Consider the following 16,756-nt stretch of genomic DNA (forward strand, 5'->3'; position numbering starts at 1 on the left):
CCACCTGTTCATGTCCAAGTGTATTCATGGTCGTCCCAAAATATCACCGTATCTGGGTTTCTCCTTTTGCGCGAACCGGTAAAAGTATGGCATCATAGAGGGAGTACTTTATTATCAGGCGACAGGAGAACCTTATCATGGCATTAGACGGCATTGTTACCCAAGCGATCGTGCATGAGCTTCAACCCTTCATCGGTGCACGCGTCGGCAAAATATATCAACCCAGTACACATGACCTCATCTTCACGCTGCGAGGTGCGGGCGGCGGCGGCAAGCTGCTGCTGTCGGCGAACCCGACCTACCCCCGGCTGCACCTGACCGAGAGAAGCAGCATCAACCCGGCGGAAGCGCCGATGTTCTGCATGCTGATGCGCAAACATTGTGAAGGCGGCACCATCGAGAGCATTACCCAGGTAGGGCTTGAACGAATTATTCATATCACCATCAGAACCCGGGATGAGCTGGGAGATGTCTCCGCCAAAAAAATCATCATCGAGCTGATGGGACGCCACAGCAACATCATTCTGACCGAGCTGGCCACGGGGACGATTATCGACGGCATTCATCATGTCACCCCATCCATCAGCAGCTACCGGGTCGTTATGCCGGGAGCGGCTTATACCCAGCCGCCGCAGCAGCATAAGCTGAATCCGCTGCAGATCAGCCAGCCAGATTTCCTTACCCTGATAGCCTCGGCAGAGGAAGCGGCCCGCTACGCCGCTGAGCATCCTCAGGAGCCGGAGGAGGATATGATCGAGGGCGAGATCGCCGGACTGCTGGCCTCACTTGAGGCTCCGCAGGCTGACGGCTCCGGCGGCCCGGCCCCTTCAGCCGATCCGGCCGGCTGGCTGGTCCACGCCTTCAGCGGCCTGAGTCCGCTGATCGCCGGAGAGATCCTCCACCGGTACAAGGAGATAGGCGGAGAAGCTGAGGACTTCCGCAGCGGGATGGATAAGCCCGAACAGCTCTGGGAAGCCTTCCATTCCGTCATGGAGCCGGTCAGCAAGCAGGAATTCGCTCCTGTCACCGGTTGGAATGCCAAGGGCAAGCCTGTCTTCTCAGCCATTCCGCTGAAGCTCATGAGCGGGAATGTGAAGCATTACAGCTCCATAAGCTTGTGCCTGGAGGATTATTACGGGGACAAGGCGGAGAAAGACACGGTTAAGCAGCGGGTTAGCGACCTGATCCGCTTCCTCAGCAACGAGCGCAGCAAGAACATCAAGAAGCTGGCCAACCTGCAAAAGGATCTGAACGAAGCCGAGGATGCGGACCAATTCCGGATCTGGGGCGAGCTGCTGTTCGCTTCCCTGCACACCGTGAACAAAGGCGACAAGGAAGCAAAGCTAGTAAACTACTATGATGAGAATCAGGCGGAGATTACCGTTCCGCTCGACCCGCTGCTAAGCCCTACGGACAATGCACAGCGGTATTTCAAAAAATATAACAAGTACAAGAACAGCCTGCGGGTGATCGGCGAGCAGGTCAAGAAGACGCACGAAGAGATTGCCTATATGGAACTGCTGCTCCAGCAATTAGCCCATGCCTCACTGAATGACATTGAGGAGATCCGCGAGGAGCTGGTCAGCCAAGGCTACTTACGTGACCGCAGCAAAAAAGGCAAGAAGAAAAAGAAGCCGGCCAGACCTACGCTGCAGGTGTTCACTTCCTCTGAAGGGGTTGACATCTATGTCGGCAAAAACAATCTGCAAAACGAGTATGTCACCAACCGGCTCGCTGCGCCGAACGATACCTGGCTGCATACCAAGGATATTCCCGGCTCGCATGTGGTGATCCGCAGCGAGGAATTCGGCGATGCCACCCTGGAGGAAGCCGCCCAGCTCGCAGCCTATTACAGCCAGGCCAAGCAATCCAGCAGTGTGCCGGTGGACTGTACGCTCATCCGTTACGTGCGCAAGCCGAGCGGAGCCAAGCCGGGCTTCGTCATCTACGATCATCAGCGGACACTCTTCGTCACGCCCGATGAAGAGCGGATCAAGCAGCTGCCGAATGTGCTGCGTAGTTAAGCGAAAAACCGAACACATTGGGCTGGTGCGAAGGTAACTGGCACATTGTATGTGGAAAACAGCATACAATCGGCTCGCGAAAGGCGTACGGGCCAAATGTATGCGGAAAACAGCATACAATCGGCTCGCGAAAGGCGCACGGGCCAAATGTATGCGGAAAACAGCATACAATCGGCTCGCGAAAGGCGCGTGGACCAAATGTGTGCGGAAAACAGCATACAATCGGCTCGCGAAAGGCGCACGGGCCAAATGTATGCGATAAACAGCATATAATAGCAGGTGGTTTACTCCTACTGATCATGTGCTCTACTAACAGTAAGGATTGCTCTTACCAAAAAACCTCCGTCCTGTAGCGCCTGCGCTAAGGGTCGGAGGTTTTTAGTGTCTTGTGTCTTGTATCTTGTGTCTGGTGTCTGGCGTTTTGTGTTTTTGTATCCTGCGCTCTTTACTGTGTCCTGCGTTCAGCCTCTGGCAGCCTTAAGCTGCTCCAGCACAGCGGCAGGCACACTCACACTGCCGAGATCCCCGTGGAAAACAACGCCCTGCCGCGCACCATGGAAATCCGAGCCGCCGGTTACCCGCAGGCCGAATTCCGCAGCCAGTGCAAGGTAGCGCTCATGCTCTGCCGGGCCATGATCGGAATGATACACCTCGATGCCGTCCAAATCACATTCCTCCACGATTCTGCGCACCAGCGCATCATCCCCGTAGATTCCCGGATGGGCCAACACCGCTGCACCTCCTGCTTCACGAATCCACTGGCAGGCCGTCTCCGGGGTAATGCGCGGAGGCGAGACATAGGCCGCTGCACCTTCGCCCAGATACTTGTCGAAGGCATCCCGCATATCTTCGGCTGCACCCAGCCGCACCAGCTCATCTGCGATGTGCGGGCGGCCGATGCTCTCATCAGGCTTCAGCTCCCGGCCAAGCCCTGACACTACCTGCTCCAGGGTGATCGCAATGCCCAGCCCGCGCAGCTTCTCCAGAATTGCTTCATTACGCCCGAGCCGGATACCCCGCTGCTCCTCCAGGCGGGACAACAGCAGTTCCTGTTCTATGTCGATATAGTAACCGAGGACATGAATCTCCTTGCCGCTCTGCCGTGTGCTGATCTCTACACCGGGAACTACAGTAATCCCGTAACGCTTGCCTGCTTCCAGTGCTTCCGCTACTCCGCTGACCGTATCATGATCGGTAATGGCTACCGCTGCCAAACCGGCCTCGTAACCAAGCCGCACATTCTCTGCCGGCGGCTGCATGCCGTCCGAGGCCTGGGTATGGGTGTGCAGGTCGCATCTGCCGGCAGTATCAGCAAGACCCGCTGTAGCGAACTCCGCCTCTGATTGCCCGATATGACTTGTAGGGTCTGTCATGGAATTCCTCCGTTCTTTCAAGTAAGTTTACATGCTTTTATGCAGCTACACGCAGCCAGCTATGCATATCCGTTACTGTCCGCCGGCATGCTGGCGCAGGAAGCTTAGGAAGGTTACCGCCGAGATCGGCAGCAAGGTCGATTTCAGATGAATGGCGTAGAATTGCCGTTTGAAGGAGGCATCCGTCAGATTGACAATCTTCAGCAGGCCGAGCGCTACTTCATGCTTGACCGAGGAGGTCGAGATAATCGTAATCCCCAGCCCTGCCTCTACTGCCGACTTCACCGCACCGGTACTGCCCAGCTCCATCACAATCTGCATCGCCGCAGGGTCAAGCCCGTTAGCCTCAAGCTGCTCCTCCATCACCCGCCGTGTACCCGAGCCGCGTTCGCGCAGCACGAACGGATAGGCGAGCGCCTGCGCCAGCGTCACTTCCGCCTGACCGGCCAGCGGATGCTCATGGGGCACGATCAGCTTCAGCTCATCGCCCATTACCGGCTCAATCACCATGTCCGGGTGGGAGACCGGCGCTTCAATCAGCCCGAAATTCAGCTGATGCTTATGAATCTCATCCATAATCTGTGAAGTGTTCATCACCTTCATCATAATCGAGATATTCGGATATTCCTTGCCGAAAGGCCCCAGCAGGCGGGGAAGCACATATTCACCGATGGTCAGGCTGGCTCCGAGCATCAGACGGCCCTCCAGCATGTGGGTGAAGGCCGACATCGCCTGGTCCGTCTCGCGCATCAGCTGCATGCTGCGCACCGCGAACGGCATCAGCGTCAGGCCGGCCTCGGTGAGTATGATTTTTTTGGTGGAGCGGTCGAACAGCTTGGTTCCGAAATAATCCTCCAGCGCCTGAATCTGCATCGTCACCGCAGGCTGGGTCATATGCAGTGTCTGCGCCGCCGCCGAGAAGCTGCCCCGTTCGGACACGGTATAGAAAATATGAAGCTGATGAAAATTCATACGTTACTGACTCCTTCGCTAATTACAGTTGTAGAGTGTAGAGCAAAAAGGCACGCAGCCCTAAGCCGCATGCCTCCCTCATTTCAAGTATCCTACTTGCGCCTGCGGCGTTTCTTGGACAGCTTCATACGCCGGGAATGACGCAGCCAGGAATAGTATCTCTTGAGATCCCGGAGCTGCGGAGTCACCGATATTTTGCCCAGAAAAGACACGATTACCATGACATACAGAGGCTCTCCGGAGAGGGCCGTGACGCCCTCAAGCTGCCTGAAATCAACCACGATCACCGTATCATTATCGATCAGATAGGCATTATAATCACTGCTCGAGTAAGGCCTCAGCCGGTTCTGCTTCAGGGCCTGCCAGATCCAGGCGGTCACCTCCACATTTCCGCTGTCCTCAGCAGCTACCCGGTCCGCATAACGGCTCTTGGCATGCCGGGTCAGCACGATGTCGGCAATCCCGTAGTTATTCAGCATGATGTGGAAGGGTTCGTGCACCCCCCACCAGTCCATCCCCTTGCCCTGCAATAGTCATCACACTCCACGTAAAAAGGGTCTTGGCATGCTCTTATTGTTGTCAATCTTACCGCATTGACGGCCGTTGTTCAAGCATACCGCCATCCCCGGCAGTCTTGCAATGCGAAACGTCAGCTGTCCGCCCGGTTAATCGTATAGAGCACAGGGATCGCCGCTCCAATGAGGATCACCCCCATAAATGCCGGTGCAGCCGCTCCAAGCGATACATAGAGCTGCCCGCCAATCAGCGGTCCGATCATTCTCGCCAGCGCCTGAATCGATTGGCTGCCCCCTTGAACCCGTCCCTGCTCGCCCGCTGCGGCAGATTTGGACAGCATTCCGTTGAACGAAGGCCCGAAGACTGAATCTCCGAAGCCGAAGATAAACATCCCTGCGATAAAAAGAGGATAAAAGGCGAACAAGGCCGACAACGCAAACAGGACGTAGCCAACAATTTCCGAGCCCATTCCGAGGAGGGCAATTTGCCTGTCACTGTATCTTTTCAGGAGCTTCGGCATAATGAATCCTTGGGACAGGATATCCTGCAAGCCCATGATGGAGAACATCAATCCGATGATCACCGGCTTCCAGCTGAAATTATCCAATGTGAACTGTGAAAAAATAGCCTGGAATGATCCATTCGGTATCCACAGCAGGAAGGCGGAGACAAACAGTCTATTGAGGTTCTTCATGGACAGGAGGTTCGCAAGCTGCGAGAAGGGGTTCAGCCTGACTAAGGAGATTGCCTTCAGTCTTTTACTTTTCTCCAGACTCTCCGGCATGAACAGGAAGCCATAACCCGCATTCAGTAACGTTACCGCTGCGCCAACATACATGGGCACCGAATACCCGAACTTGGCCAGCAGCCCGCCCATCGACGGACCAATAATAGTACCGGCCCCTACCACCGCGCTCACCCAGCCAAAGTACTTGGTCCGTTGCTCCGGTGGAAGAATGTCTGCAAAATAAGCGAAGATTGTACCGATGCTCCCGCCTGTGATCCCTTCAATAATCCGCCCGGCGAACAGCACCCATAAAGCCCCTCCAAGGCCAAATATGAAGTAACCGGCAGCAGAACCCAGCAGGCATAGCAGAAGCAAAGGACGCCGTCCGTATTTATCACTCAGCGCACCCAGCACAGGCGCCGCACAGAACAGGCAGGCCGCATACACTGAGGTCAGCAGGGTAATCATCACCGCTTGTTTTCCGGGATCGCTAATGTAAGGTTGGACGAGGAATGGAACCACAGGAGCTATAATGCTGAAGCCTATTCCGCATAAAAATACAGAGATTAGACCGAATATAAGCGCGTGCTTATCTACTGTTGGTTCAGAGGGTTGATCTTGATTTTGAGCGGGTCTGGATGTGGACATGTATCTTCTCTCCTTGGAGTTTATGATTTGTTTCCTAAGAAACAATATCATACTAGCACATTTTTGATTCCAAGGAAACATAATTTTTAGCGTAAAAAAACACCCTTCCGGGTGAAAGTAACTCTGCCTCAACTATTCTGCTGAAGTATAGAGAGGAAATTAATCTTCTTCCGTGCTGTTCTCCAGCCCCAGCTCCTGCTTCTTAATCTCTTCATCCAAATGCCTGTTGTACTTCTCCATGAAGCTGAGCATACCGGCATACTGGCTATCGGTCACCTGCTCAAACACGGGTCTGTCCCGCTCCCGGAACTCACGGTGCAATTCGTCATGGATCTGATACACAGCCTCCCCTTGACCGGTAAGCCTGAAATAGATTTCCTTCTGATTGTCCGGCTTCTGGTAGCTCTCGATAAGCCCCTTGTGCAGGAGCTTCCGTGTAATCTTGCTGATCGCCCCTCTGGTCATGTACAAGGCCTCTGCAAGCTTGGTCACGTTGACGTCTGCATGTCGTCCGATGTATTCAATACAGTGCACCTCCGAGGGTTTATTGCCCTTAAGACTGATCTCCATCTTCGACTTGTTCAGCCAGCTCATCTTATTGAATAATTCCCGGAAAGCGGTTAAGACCTGTTCCTCTTGGTTCATTGCTGGTCCCCCTCTAAAAAAACAGACGCCAGCGGCGTCTGTCTAAATAACCTTTATCCCTGAACTACAGACCGTAGTACTTGGACTTGTCCGGTCCGTTGCTGGTATATTCTGTCTTCAGTTCATTGCGGTACGAACGTTCAATCTTGCGCACATAAGAAAGTCTGCGGACATTCTTCATGACTTCCTCGGCGCGCTCCGCATTGACGTACATTACCGCATAGTGCATTTTACGGGAAACGTAGTGCAATGTGCCGTACTTCTCCAGGTTGCGCGCCGCCTTGACGTCGCTAACCCATACAATATAACCTGTCCGTTCCGCAAACATAAGCTCATCCGCCTCTCTTTCTCTATCTCCTCGCGGGTCAGCTTATCCACAGGAGCATTTGCCGCCGCTGCCGCATCCGCCTTTGGGGGACGGATCATTGCTGGGAACCTTAATACTGTCCGAGACCGAGAATGCGATCGCCTCAGACATGGAATGAAGAATATCATCCAGCGTCTTCTCCGCATTCTTGAAGCGGACCACCGCTTCGAACTGCTCCAGCTCCCGCTCTACAGCCTCAACCTCATCCTTGGCCGAGTGATAGTTCGGGTGAAAATGACCAAACCGCTGTGTCTCCTCAAACAGCTCCTTCTTGCCTTGCAGCCGCTTGATGATGGCCTGGATTTCGGGATGGTTATCCACCTGTCCCTTCCAGTATAGGTAATCCGACACTTCTGCGGATTGATTAATCATATCGCCTAATTCATAGGCGTATGTCAGCACTTCGGCCATATCGACCGTATTTAATTCCGCTACGCTCATGAACTTCAACTCTTTTCTGCATTTAATGTTCTACCGCAGCGATAGACTACCTTATCATAACATATCCGCCCGCCTCAGCAGAAGAAGAATTTCTGTGCTTAAGCGGATGCAGCAGCTGAATTTCCTGCCAGTCCTCCGCTGCAAGCTCCGTCTCCTCTGCGGTCTCCGTTCCCGGGAGCAGCAGAATGCCCCGTACCTTCCATGGACGTCCGCTGATCCGCTCAGGAATGAAATCCGCCGCCTTGCCCCGGCAGGAGAGCCGGACCTTGATTCCCCAGCTTAGGGCCTGCTCCATTACCTTTTGCGCTGTAGTGACATGATACTGCCTCCACTGATTGAACCACATCTGCGGCACGGCCTCCTCACCCGGCAGCTCCAGCATCGGGGGGCCGCCCCTGTCCAGCGGCAGGAGCTTAAGGGACGGGCCCGTTCCCAGCAGGCCCCGTTCCCCGGGTGCGGCAGGAAGCACGTAACGCAGCGCTGGTTCGTCCGGCCCAGACAGCTCGAACAGCCGCTGCTGGCCCGCAGCCCCGTTCAGGTCCCCTGCCCCTACGGACGGCGCCAGACCGGCGGCTGCCAGCTCCTTGCGCAGCTGCCCGGCAGCCTCCGGCCGGACGATGAAGTGGAGCGGGCCGATACGGGTAACAATGTCCTGCAGCCGGGGATGGGCGGCGATTATCTCGCCCTCCTGCTCTCCGGTGCAGGACAGCAGAAGCACCTCCGCCAGTTCGGTCCGCCCGATCGCTCTGGCCCACTGGCGAAGCGCCAGCTCAACCTGCTCCGGCAATCCTCCGGCGGCATGGGCGTTCAGCCAGGAGATCACTTCACCCGGAGCGAAGCCCTGGTCCGCTGCGGCTTCCAGCCGCTCACGGGTCAGCCGGAAGCTCCAGAGATCCTCGTGATGCAGCAGCTCCGCACACCCGGCCAAGGTCCAGCGGACCGTATAAGGGACCTCCGGCGGAACCAGCACCTCGAAATCCGGCTGAACAATGAAGCCGGGGGACGCGGAAGCTGATGCTTGCGGCAGCGGGCTACGTGCGGCTTCAGCTGCTACGGGTCTCTGCGGGCTGAGGACGGTATCTTGAGCTTCGGCGGCGCTTTCCAGGATTGCTTGGCTGCTGGCCGATATGCTTGGGTTGCTACTACCTGCTTCCGGGATACTGTCTGTTCCTTGGACTCTATCTGGTGATTCGGTGCCGCTGACAGCTGTCGCTCGGGTGCTTTCTGCTGTGCTTGGACTGCTGCTGTCTGTTTCCCGGTCACTGTCTGCTTCTTCTGCACCCTCTTGATGCTGCGGAGTTAGTCCCAGGCTATGTCTGGTCAGCTGCGGCTTCATTGCCTTCCAGCGGAAGCACTCCGCCCCTTCTGCTGAAGACCCCAGCTCACACCAGCCGAAGGCGGCCAGAAGACGAATCCAGGCATGTGACGCCTGCTTAAGCCCTGAGTCTGAGCCTGTCCCTGCCGCCCCCGGTACAGGCCTCTCCCCGGCGAGACCATTCTCTCTCATCCAGCTTAGAACAGGCTCTACCGCAAACCACTCGTCCGCCTTAAACTCTGCTGCCGAGAGCAAATGTCTGAAATGCTGCTCCTCAGGCAGCGGAGTGCCGTAACGGCTGATTCCCAAGGCGTAGAGCGTATCCGTCATCTCTTGTGCGGTAAGAGCCAGCCAGCGTTGCAGCATCGTTCTGTCTAATCCATACCCGCTGCTGCCGCGGGTAATCAGCCCCAGTGTGCTCAGCAAATCAATCATTAATGTAACCCGCAGCGGATAGCTCTGGTGACCGGCAGAGCACTCAAGCAGAGCCAGATACTCCCTCGGTATGGACAACCTTCCGGCTAACCGGCCAAGCTGCTTCTTATGTATCACTCCCTTAGAGGTCAGAGGCAGGCCTTCCTGGGCTATGAACAGCAGTCCCTGAAAGATCTCCCCTGCCAGTTCTGAACACGCTGCATGCTCAACCCGGACTGCCCCCGCCACCCGTACCTGCGGGCAGCCCGTCCAGAAGCTCCGCAGGATCAAGGGATACTGCTGCTGCGGAATCTGATACAGCCGCTCCCCCCACACCTTCTGACGCAGCTCCAGCATCCCGGTGTGAAGCAGTTCCTCCAGGGCCAGCAACTGCTCGGCTCTACACAGGAATTCAGGCCGCAGCCGCTCTACAGAATCCGCTGTACATGGCGAAGCCGCATGCTCTGCCGCTATCCGCAGCAGCACTTCACAAGCATCCGCAGACAGCCTGCTGATATCATCTGCCGGTTCCAGTTCCATCAGAGAACAGCTCCTTCCGCCGGGTCCAGCATCCGGACCCCGTATTCGTAGCCTTGCTCTGTCAGGAACATCCGGCGGCGCAGGGCGAAGTCCTGCTCCCGGCTGTCTCCTGTGACCAGCGTGTAGAAATACGCCCGGTTATCCCCCGGCTTCGGACGAAGGATGCGGCCCAGCCGCTGAGCCTCCTCCTGCCGGGAGCCGAAGGCGCCGGATACCTCAATTGCCACCGAGGCATCCGGCAGATTCACAGCAAAGTTCGCAACCTTGGAGACAATCAGCACCGTCAGCTTGCCTTCATTGAACGCAGCGTAGAGCGCATTCCGCTCCTTCTGCGGAGTCTTGCCCGTGATCAGAGGGGCCGCAAGCGCAAGCGCCATCTGCTCCAGCTGGTCGAGGTACTGGCCGATCACTAGAATCGACGCTGCGGGATGCGCCGCAGCAATCTGCGCTGCGGCCTGCGCCTTAGCCTGATTACCTGCCGCCAGCCGGAACTGCTCCTTCGCACCGGCATACACATATTGCTGCCGCAGCTTCTGGTTCATCGGAACGATGACCTCGATGCAATCGACAGTGGCAATCCATCCCTGCCGCTCCAGCACTTTCCAGGGCAGGTCGTAGTATCTCGGGCCGATCAGGGAGAACACATCCCCCTCCCGCCCGTCCTCCCGGACCAGCGTTGCCGTCAGCCCCAGCCGCCGCGTAGCCTGAATATCTGCGGTCGCCCGGAAAACAGGTGCCGGAAGCAGATGGACCTCGTCATAGATAATCAGCCCCCAGTTTCGTTCATGGAACAGATTCATGTGGACAAACGCTCCTCCCTTGGAGCGCCTGTGGGTCAGCATCTGATAGGTTGCAACGGTTACAGGCCGCACCTCCCGGTGCTCTCCCGTGTACTCCCCGACCTCATCTGCGCTCAGCGTGGTCCGCAGCAGCAGTTCCCCGCGCCACTGTTCTACAGAAGTCGTGCTCGAAGTAAGGATCAGTGTCTCGCACTGCAGCTGCTCCAGCACCGCAAGGCCGACAACTGTTTTGCCTGCCCCGCAGGGCAGCACGACCACACCGCTGCCGCCATGTCCGCCGGTTCCCTGGAACTGGCGGACAGCCTCCAGTTGATAATCCCGAAGCCTGAATCCGGCGCTGCTCTCTTCACCCATTTCCCCAAGAGTTTCCCGCCAGGCTATCTTCAGCTTCTGCCCGTCCCGGTACCCGGCATAGTCAAGAACCGGATAACCCAGTCTGGTCATCTCCTGCTTCAGCAGACCCCGGTTCATCTTCGGACAATGGCTATGCAGCTCCCCGGTCCGGCGCAGGCCCAGCTCCTTCAGCTTCTGAGAGTCATCCAGTTCATCCAGCACACTCGCCCGGTCAGCGGTTAGCGTAACCAGCTGCGGATCACTCTCATCCGCGTGCAGATGCAAGCTTCCGTAACGGGACATCAGCAGCTCCATCTCCCCCTCGACCTCGGAAGGAATGCCCCACCTGGACAGCCTGCGCAATCCTTCAATGACCTCTGCCGCTGTCTGTCCCCCGGCTGCTGCATTCCATAAGGACAACGGTGTGAGCCGGTAAGTGTGGTAGGCTGGAGGACTTTTAACAAGCTCGGCGAATCCGCTTAGAACCGCCCGTGCCTCCTCAAATCCCGGATGTCCGCATTCCAGCAGAATGGTCCGGTCATTCCGTGTGATACATGGCCCCGCCCCTGCTCCGCTCATCCTATTCCCTCCTTGTGTGCTATAGTGGTTCACATTTGTCCCTACAACGAAAAAGCCCACCTCCGCCCTAACGGATATGAGCCATTCGTCATTCTATTAATGCGGCTGCTGCCGCTGTCAAGAATGAACCCTCCTGTCCACGTTACCATGGCATTTAAGAGTAGTTTTTCCTGGAGCGGTAACATTTATACGGACAAGGACTCATTCAGACAGGAGTCGGCCATAGCGACCAGCAGCTTCACGCCATAGAGCATGGCATCCTCATCGAAATCAAATTTGCTGTGATGATGCGGATAGACGGCATCCTTGGCCGCATTGCCCGCACCGACGAAGATGAAGCAGCCGGGAATCTCCTGAACATAATAGGAAAAGTCCTCCGCCGGCATAATCTTCTCCATGAGCATCACATGGGCATCTGTACCCAGCGCCTCAGGGGCAACACGGGCGAAGCGTTCATACTCAGCAATGTCATTCACCAGCGGGGGGTACCCCATCAGATAATCCACCTTCGCCTCCGTACCATAGGCTGCGGCTATGGACGCCGCCAACTCTTCAATGCGGCGGCGGATCAGATGCCGCGTCTCTTCATCAAAGGCCCGCACCGTCCCGGTAATCCGGCAGCGCTCGGCAATGATGTTCTGGGCGGAACCGGCTTGCATCGTTCCCACGCTGACCACAGCAGGGCGCAGCGGATCCACGTTGCGGCTGACAATCGTCTGCAGCCCGGTAACCAGCGCCGCACCGGCCACAATGCTGTCTGCTGTGCGGTGGGGCATACCGCCATGTCCGCCCCGGCCGGTCAGATCAATGAAGAACTCATCGGCCGAAGCCATCAGCGGCCCCGGCGCACTGCCTACCGTCCCGAGCGGGAACGGCGTCCACAGATGCAGCCCGTAGACAGCATCCGCCCCCGCAAGCACGCCTTCCGCAATCATGTCCACTGCACCGCCGGGACAGACCTCTTCCGCCGGCTGGAACAGAAAGCGGATCTCCCCCCTCAGTTCCTCCCGGCGGGAGCTGTAATACGCCGCCGCAGCCAGCAGCATGGCGGTATGCCCGTCATGCCCGCAGGCATGCATAACCCCGGGATGCTGGGAAGCATATTCCCGGCCGCTCTCCTCCGTAATATTCAACGCATCCATATCTGCACGCAGGACTACCGTTCTTCCAGTCTCCCGGCCCTTAAGTATGCCTGTCAATCCGTAGCCTGCTGCACTCCGCCGGACCTCAATTCCCAGCTCCGTGAGCCTTGCCCCGACATAAGCGGAGGTCTCCTTCTCCTGATAGGACAGCTCCGGATGACGGTGCAGATGGCGGCGCCATTTGATCATTTCCGGGAGCAGCTCCTTGATCTCTAACCTCTCCATAACTCTCCATTCCCTTCTCTGACAGCATCCTGCGGATAAGCCTGCGGGGCAAGCCCTTGAGCTCTGTCCGCTCCGCAGCCTGCCAACTTTCTTTTATTGTAGCAGAAACGCAAAAAAGTGGGTATTAATCCGCCCGTTCTACCTTGCACAACCCCGGGAAACAGACTATCATGAGGAAGAACAATAACAAATTTTAATTACAAATGAATCATTATACTTCATTAAGGGGAGTTGTGCGCTATGATATTTGAGAACACGGGCCTCGAAGGATTGAAGAGCGACCTTCTTTATCTCGACGAGAGTGCCTCCAAGGCAGGATTCATCAGATGGCAATGGGAATACTACCGCGCGACTTATGACTGCAAGATCGAAGACCGCAAGGACGGCGGCGAATACTTCCTGCGTATTAATACCCGTGCTGTGGAGGGGAAGCTGGAGAAGGCGGACGCGGTACTGGCGATTGAAGCTGTCTATCTGGGCAAGGCCACATTCCCCCACGGGCTGGAATATGAATCTCCGGTGCCTCAGCCGGTGCTTGAGGTAGCCCGGAAGCATATTAATGAATTGAAAGCGCTGCTGGAAGTTTGAGTGCCGCGAAGGGAAAGACGGCCGCCAAAGCCAACCCGCCCAAAAGAGGAACGCCCGATTTCCAGCTGCTTATTCTCACCCTGCTGTTCGTGGGCTTCGGCCTGCTGATGGTGTTCAGCTCCAGTTCCAGCTTAACCCTTGCCAGTGAGAAATACAGCAATAATGCATTTTTCTTCGTCAAAAAACAACTGATCTGGGCTGTGCTGGGCAGCTTCATCATGTTCGTTGTCATGAATATCCACTACAGCAAATTCAAGAAATGGTATGCCCCGATCTTCGTGATTACACTTGTACTGCTGCTGTTCGTAGCCACCACCGAGGGGATTAACGGCGCCAAGAGCTGGATGAGTATCGGAACTCTTGGCATTCAGCCTACCGAGCTGGCCAAGATCTCCATCATTCTGTATCTGGCAGCCCTGATCACCAAAAAAGGCGAGCGCCTGCGCGATTTGCGGACAGGGTATATCCCTGTCATGATTATCGTCGGCATCGTAGCCGGACTGATTATGCTTCAGCCGGATTTAGGCTCCTGTATGATTCTTGTCGCCACCAGCGGACTGATCATCTATGCCGGCGGCGCCAGTATGAAGCACATTATGGGCTCAATTGGCCTGTTGATTCTGGGCGTGGCTCTCGTCTGGGGAGCCAAGACTGCCATTGACTCCCTGTCGCCGCACACCGAGAAGGCTGAGATTAAGCAGGATTACCGTCAGGGCCGTATTGAAGCCTTCCTTGATCCGGAGAAAGACGCCTCGGGCAACGGCTATCATATCATGCAATCCCTGATCGCCCTGGGCGAAGGCGGAACACAAGGCTCCGGGTTTGGTAAGAGTATCCAAAAGCTTCACTACCTGCCTTATCCTTACACCGATTTTATATTTTCCGTCATCGGTGAGGAGCTCGGCTTCGTGGGAACCGCCTTGTTCCTGCTGCTCTACCTGTATTTCATCTGGAGAGGAATTCTGATTGCACTGCGGTGTACCGATCCCTTCGGCACCCTGGTCGGCATCGGAATCATGGGGCTCATCGCCATTCAGGCCTTCATCAATATCGGCGGTGTGACCAATACGATTCCGCTTACAGGGGTTACACTGCCCTTCATCAGCTACGGCGGCTCCTCGCTGCTCGTCACCATGCTCTGCATGGGGATCATGCTCAGCATCTCACGGGAGACCAACCGTCCGGCCAAGGAGGAAGTTGTGAAGTCTGTGACTACAGTCAGACAGGTACGCAACAACAGAAGCGCTGGCACCCGCGCACGCTAATAGGCTACCTACATACAAATGAGGGTTGAGCCAACAAGTAGAAAGGCAGTCCGGAATAAATTCCGGACTGCCTTTTGCATGGATGCCTAATATAATTGTGCTTAAGAAATCTCGTCGTTCTTGAAGGCTACGCCTTCGACCTTAACGTTAACCTCTACGATGTGAAGCCCGGTCATACTCTCCACAGCCTCGCGGACATTCTGCTGAAGCATGCGGCACACTTCATGAATCGGCGTCTCGTACAGTACGATGATGCGTAAGTCTACTGCAGCTTCCAATTGGCCAACTTCGACAGTAACACCCTTCTGCACGTTCTTGCCGCTCAGGCGCTTTGCCCAGCCCTCTGACAAACCGCCAGACATGGCTGCAATTCCGGGAGTCTCAAGCGCGGCCAGGCCGGCAATTTTTGAGACAACGTCATTCGATATCCGTATATTTCCCAATTCCAGTTGAAGCTGTTCTGCCATGCCATATCCCCCCTACTCTCATTATCAATTATTGTAATTCCAAAGCGGCCTAAAAAGCAAATGACTTTCTCTCACCCCCGTTTACAGGCAGGAACAATTTGGGTATATTGATTATGAATTCAACCTACATATAGAGACTGGAGAGTGCTTACCTTTGAAAAAATGGATCTCACCGGCGCTGCTGGTCATCAGCTTCATCCTCAGCGCCATAGGGCATTACGCGAACTGGGATCATACCCTTCAGTTCATATTGTCTGCCGTATCGGTCATCTTCGTGGCCGGTTTCCTCGGCCGGGCCACCGAGAGCGTAGCCCACTATGCCGGACAGCGGCTTGGAGGGTTCCTGAACGCAACCTTCGGCAATGCGGCCGAGCTGATCATCGCCTTCTTTCTGGTCAAGGAAGGACTGTTTGACATGGTCAAAGCAAGTCTGACCGGCTCCATCATCGGCAACCTGCTGCTCGTCCTCGGACTCAGTATTTTTGCCGGGGGCATGAAGTTCAAGGTTCAGAACTTCAATGTCACCCTCGCCGGTCTGAACGGCTCACTGATGATCGTTGCGGTTATCGCCCTGTTCGTCCCCGCCATGTTCTTCAACACGCATTCCATCACCGAGAAAGACACCAATGTGCTTAGCCTTGTCGTCGCCGGCCTCCTGATTGCCGCCTACCTCGCCTGGCTGGTCTTCTCCATGATCACACACAAGAAGTACCTGGCGGATGTTACGGACGATACTGCGGAAGAGCTGCCGAATGAGCATGCTCCGGTCTGGTCCCGGAACCGTTCAATCCTCTATCTGGTCCTTGCCACAGTCATGGTCGCCTTCGTCAGTGAGTGGCTGGTCGGAACGCTGGAGACTCTCACCGAACGCTTCGGCTTCAGTGAGCTGTTCGTGGGCGCATTCCTTGTAGCGATTATCGGTAACGCCGCAGAACACAGCGCTGCCATTATGCTCGCCATGAAGAACAAGATCGGAGCCGCAGTCGAGATCGCCGTAGGCAGCAGTCTGCAGATTGCCTTGTTCGTCGCCCCTGTGCTGATCTTCGCCAGTTACTTCATGGGCAACACCATGTCGATTGTCTTCACCACGATTGAGATTGTAGCGATTGCCGTATCTGTGTTCATCGCCAAATCAATTATTCAGGATGGCGCAACCAACTGGTACGAAGGCCTGCTGCTGCTGGCGGTCTATTTGATTCTCGGTGTATCGTTCTATCTGGTCTGAAGCCCTTCTGAGGCCCTATAGCTCCATTTAAAAAAAACGCACATGATCGACCCCCGGGTCTGTCGTGTGCGTTTTGCTGAAAATATAAGAATTATATGCTGAAACGGTACCGTCCTGTAAAAGGACGGCAAAGCCGTTTCCACTTGATGA

General features: G+C 55.8%; 15 protein-coding genes. 4 read left to right on the top strand and 11 right to left on the bottom strand.

Features of this window, described 5'->3' with window-relative positions:
• Window positions 1–137 precede the first annotated feature (137 nt).
• Window positions 138–2,024, top strand: coding sequence for an Rqc2 family fibronectin-binding protein (locus MKY96_RS14950; protein WP_340941339.1), 1,887 nt, complete (start codon window positions 138–140; stop codon window positions 2,022–2,024).
• Window positions 2,025–2,485: 461 nt separating this feature from the next.
• On the opposite strand, the gene MKY96_RS14955 is transcribed toward MKY96_RS14950, so the two are convergent.
• From MKY96_RS14955 to MKY96_RS15000, 10 genes are all read right to left on the bottom strand, one after another.
• Window positions 2,486–3,397 (bottom strand): PHP domain-containing protein, encoded by a 912-nt coding sequence (locus tag MKY96_RS14955; protein ID WP_340941340.1) that lies wholly within the window; start codon window positions 3,395–3,397, stop codon window positions 2,486–2,488.
• 72 nt (window positions 3,398–3,469) lie between these two features.
• Entirely contained in the window at window positions 3,470–4,369 is a 900-nt protein-coding gene (locus MKY96_RS14960) for a selenium metabolism-associated LysR family transcriptional regulator (RefSeq protein WP_036729432.1), read from the bottom strand.
• 92 nt (window positions 4,370–4,461) lie between these two features.
• Entirely contained in the window at window positions 4,462–4,848 is a 387-nt protein-coding gene (locus MKY96_RS14965; protein WP_340941342.1) for a hypothetical protein, read from the bottom strand.
• A gap of 170 nt (window positions 4,849–5,018) precedes the next feature.
• Window positions 5,019–6,260 carry an MFS transporter gene (locus MKY96_RS14970; RefSeq protein ID WP_340941344.1) on the bottom strand — a complete coding sequence of 414 codons (1,242 nt, stop codon included), beginning with the start codon at window positions 6,258–6,260 and terminating at the stop codon, window positions 5,019–5,021.
• A gap of 159 nt (window positions 6,261–6,419) precedes the next feature.
• On the bottom strand, window positions 6,420–6,905 hold the full coding sequence (locus tag MKY96_RS14975) for a MarR family transcriptional regulator (RefSeq protein WP_340941346.1): 486 nt from the start codon (window positions 6,903–6,905) through the stop codon (window positions 6,420–6,422).
• A gap of 64 nt (window positions 6,906–6,969) precedes the next feature.
• Window positions 6,970–7,233 carry a YlbG family protein gene (locus MKY96_RS14980; RefSeq protein WP_036694997.1) on the bottom strand — a complete coding sequence of 88 codons (264 nt, stop codon included), beginning with the start codon at window positions 7,231–7,233 and terminating at the stop codon, window positions 6,970–6,972.
• 42 nt (window positions 7,234–7,275) lie between these two features.
• Window positions 7,276–7,713, bottom strand: coding sequence for a YlbF family regulator (locus MKY96_RS14985; protein ID WP_340941348.1), 438 nt, complete (start codon window positions 7,711–7,713; stop codon window positions 7,276–7,278).
• A gap of 46 nt (window positions 7,714–7,759) precedes the next feature.
• A complete protein-coding gene (locus tag MKY96_RS14990; RefSeq protein WP_340941349.1) occupies window positions 7,760–9,982 on the bottom strand; it encodes a helicase-associated domain-containing protein in 2,223 nt (740 codons plus the stop codon).
• On the bottom strand, window positions 9,982–11,694 hold the full coding sequence (locus MKY96_RS14995) for a DNA repair helicase XPB (RefSeq protein WP_340941350.1): 1,713 nt from the start codon (window positions 11,692–11,694) through the stop codon (window positions 9,982–9,984). The genes MKY96_RS14990 and MKY96_RS14995 overlap by 1 nt, the downstream gene beginning before the upstream one ends.
• A gap of 185 nt (window positions 11,695–11,879) precedes the next feature.
• Complete coding sequence (locus MKY96_RS15000) at window positions 11,880–13,061, bottom strand: amidohydrolase (protein ID WP_340941351.1); 1,182 nt, start codon at window positions 13,059–13,061, stop codon at window positions 11,880–11,882.
• Between the two features lie 240 nt (window positions 13,062–13,301).
• Between MKY96_RS15000 and MKY96_RS15005 the strand changes: the two genes are divergently transcribed.
• Complete coding sequence (locus MKY96_RS15005) at window positions 13,302–13,649, top strand: YugN family protein (protein ID WP_076074345.1); 348 nt, start codon at window positions 13,302–13,304, stop codon at window positions 13,647–13,649.
• Entirely contained in the window at window positions 13,646–14,914 is a 1,269-nt protein-coding gene (ftsW, locus tag MKY96_RS15010) for a putative lipid II flippase FtsW (RefSeq protein ID WP_340941352.1), read from the top strand. The genes MKY96_RS15005 and ftsW overlap by 4 nt, the downstream gene beginning before the upstream one ends.
• 101 nt (window positions 14,915–15,015) lie before the next feature.
• Here the strand turns inward: ftsW and MKY96_RS15015 are convergent, their stop codons facing one another.
• The gene (locus tag MKY96_RS15015) at window positions 15,016–15,381 is read right to left on the bottom strand and encodes an Asp23/Gls24 family envelope stress response protein (RefSeq protein WP_036695005.1); all 366 of its coding nucleotides are present in this window, start codon (window positions 15,379–15,381) and stop codon (window positions 15,016–15,018) included.
• 154 nt (window positions 15,382–15,535) lie between these two features.
• Here MKY96_RS15015 and cax point away from each other — a divergent pair, with 154 nt between their 5' ends.
• Complete coding sequence (gene cax / locus MKY96_RS15020) at window positions 15,536–16,606, top strand: calcium/proton exchanger (protein ID WP_076074340.1); 1,071 nt, start codon at window positions 15,536–15,538, stop codon at window positions 16,604–16,606.
• The last annotated feature ends 150 nt before the right edge of the window (window positions 16,607–16,756 follow it).

The sequence above is a fragment of the Paenibacillus sp. FSL R7-0302 genome (assembly GCF_038006885.1).
Lineage (GTDB): Bacteria > Bacillota > Bacilli > Paenibacillales > Paenibacillaceae > Paenibacillus_AQ.

Bases quoted from the DNA above. Each gene is read 5' to 3' on its own strand.
- MKY96_RS14980 (WP_036694997.1), bottom strand. From the start codon at position 7,233: ATGTTTGCGGAACGGACAGGTTATATTGTATGGGTTAGCGACGTCAAG.
- MKY96_RS14960 (WP_036729432.1), bottom strand. From the start codon at position 4,369: ATGAATTTTCATCAGCTTCATATTTTCTATACCGTGTCCGAACGGGGC.
- MKY96_RS14975 (WP_340941346.1), bottom strand. From the start codon at position 6,905: ATGAACCAAGAGGAACAGGTCTTAACCGCTTTCCGGGAATTATTCAAT.
- MKY96_RS14995 (WP_340941350.1), bottom strand. From the start codon at position 11,694: ATGAGCGGAGCAGGGGCGGGGCCATGTATCACACGGAATGACCGGACC.
- MKY96_RS14990 (WP_340941349.1), bottom strand. From the start codon at position 9,982: ATGGAACTGGAACCGGCAGATGATATCAGCAGGCTGTCTGCGGATGCT.
- MKY96_RS14970 (WP_340941344.1), bottom strand. From the start codon at position 6,260: ATGTCCACATCCAGACCCGCTCAAAATCAAGATCAACCCTCTGAACCA.
- MKY96_RS15015 (WP_036695005.1), bottom strand. From the start codon at position 15,381: ATGGCAGAACAGCTTCAACTGGAATTGGGAAATATACGGATATCGAAT.
- MKY96_RS15005 (WP_076074345.1), top strand. From the start codon at position 13,302: ATGATATTTGAGAACACGGGCCTCGAAGGATTGAAGAGCGACCTTCTT.
- MKY96_RS15000 (WP_340941351.1), bottom strand. From the start codon at position 13,061: ATGGAGAGGTTAGAGATCAAGGAGCTGCTCCCGGAAATGATCAAATGG.
- MKY96_RS14950 (WP_340941339.1), top strand. From the start codon at position 138: ATGGCATTAGACGGCATTGTTACCCAAGCGATCGTGCATGAGCTTCAA.
- MKY96_RS14985 (WP_340941348.1), bottom strand. From the start codon at position 7,713: ATGAGCGTAGCGGAATTAAATACGGTCGATATGGCCGAAGTGCTGACA.
- MKY96_RS14965 (WP_340941342.1), bottom strand. From the start codon at position 4,848: ATGCTGAATAACTACGGGATTGCCGACATCGTGCTGACCCGGCATGCC.
- MKY96_RS14955 (WP_340941340.1), bottom strand. From the start codon at position 3,397: ATGACAGACCCTACAAGTCATATCGGGCAATCAGAGGCGGAGTTCGCT.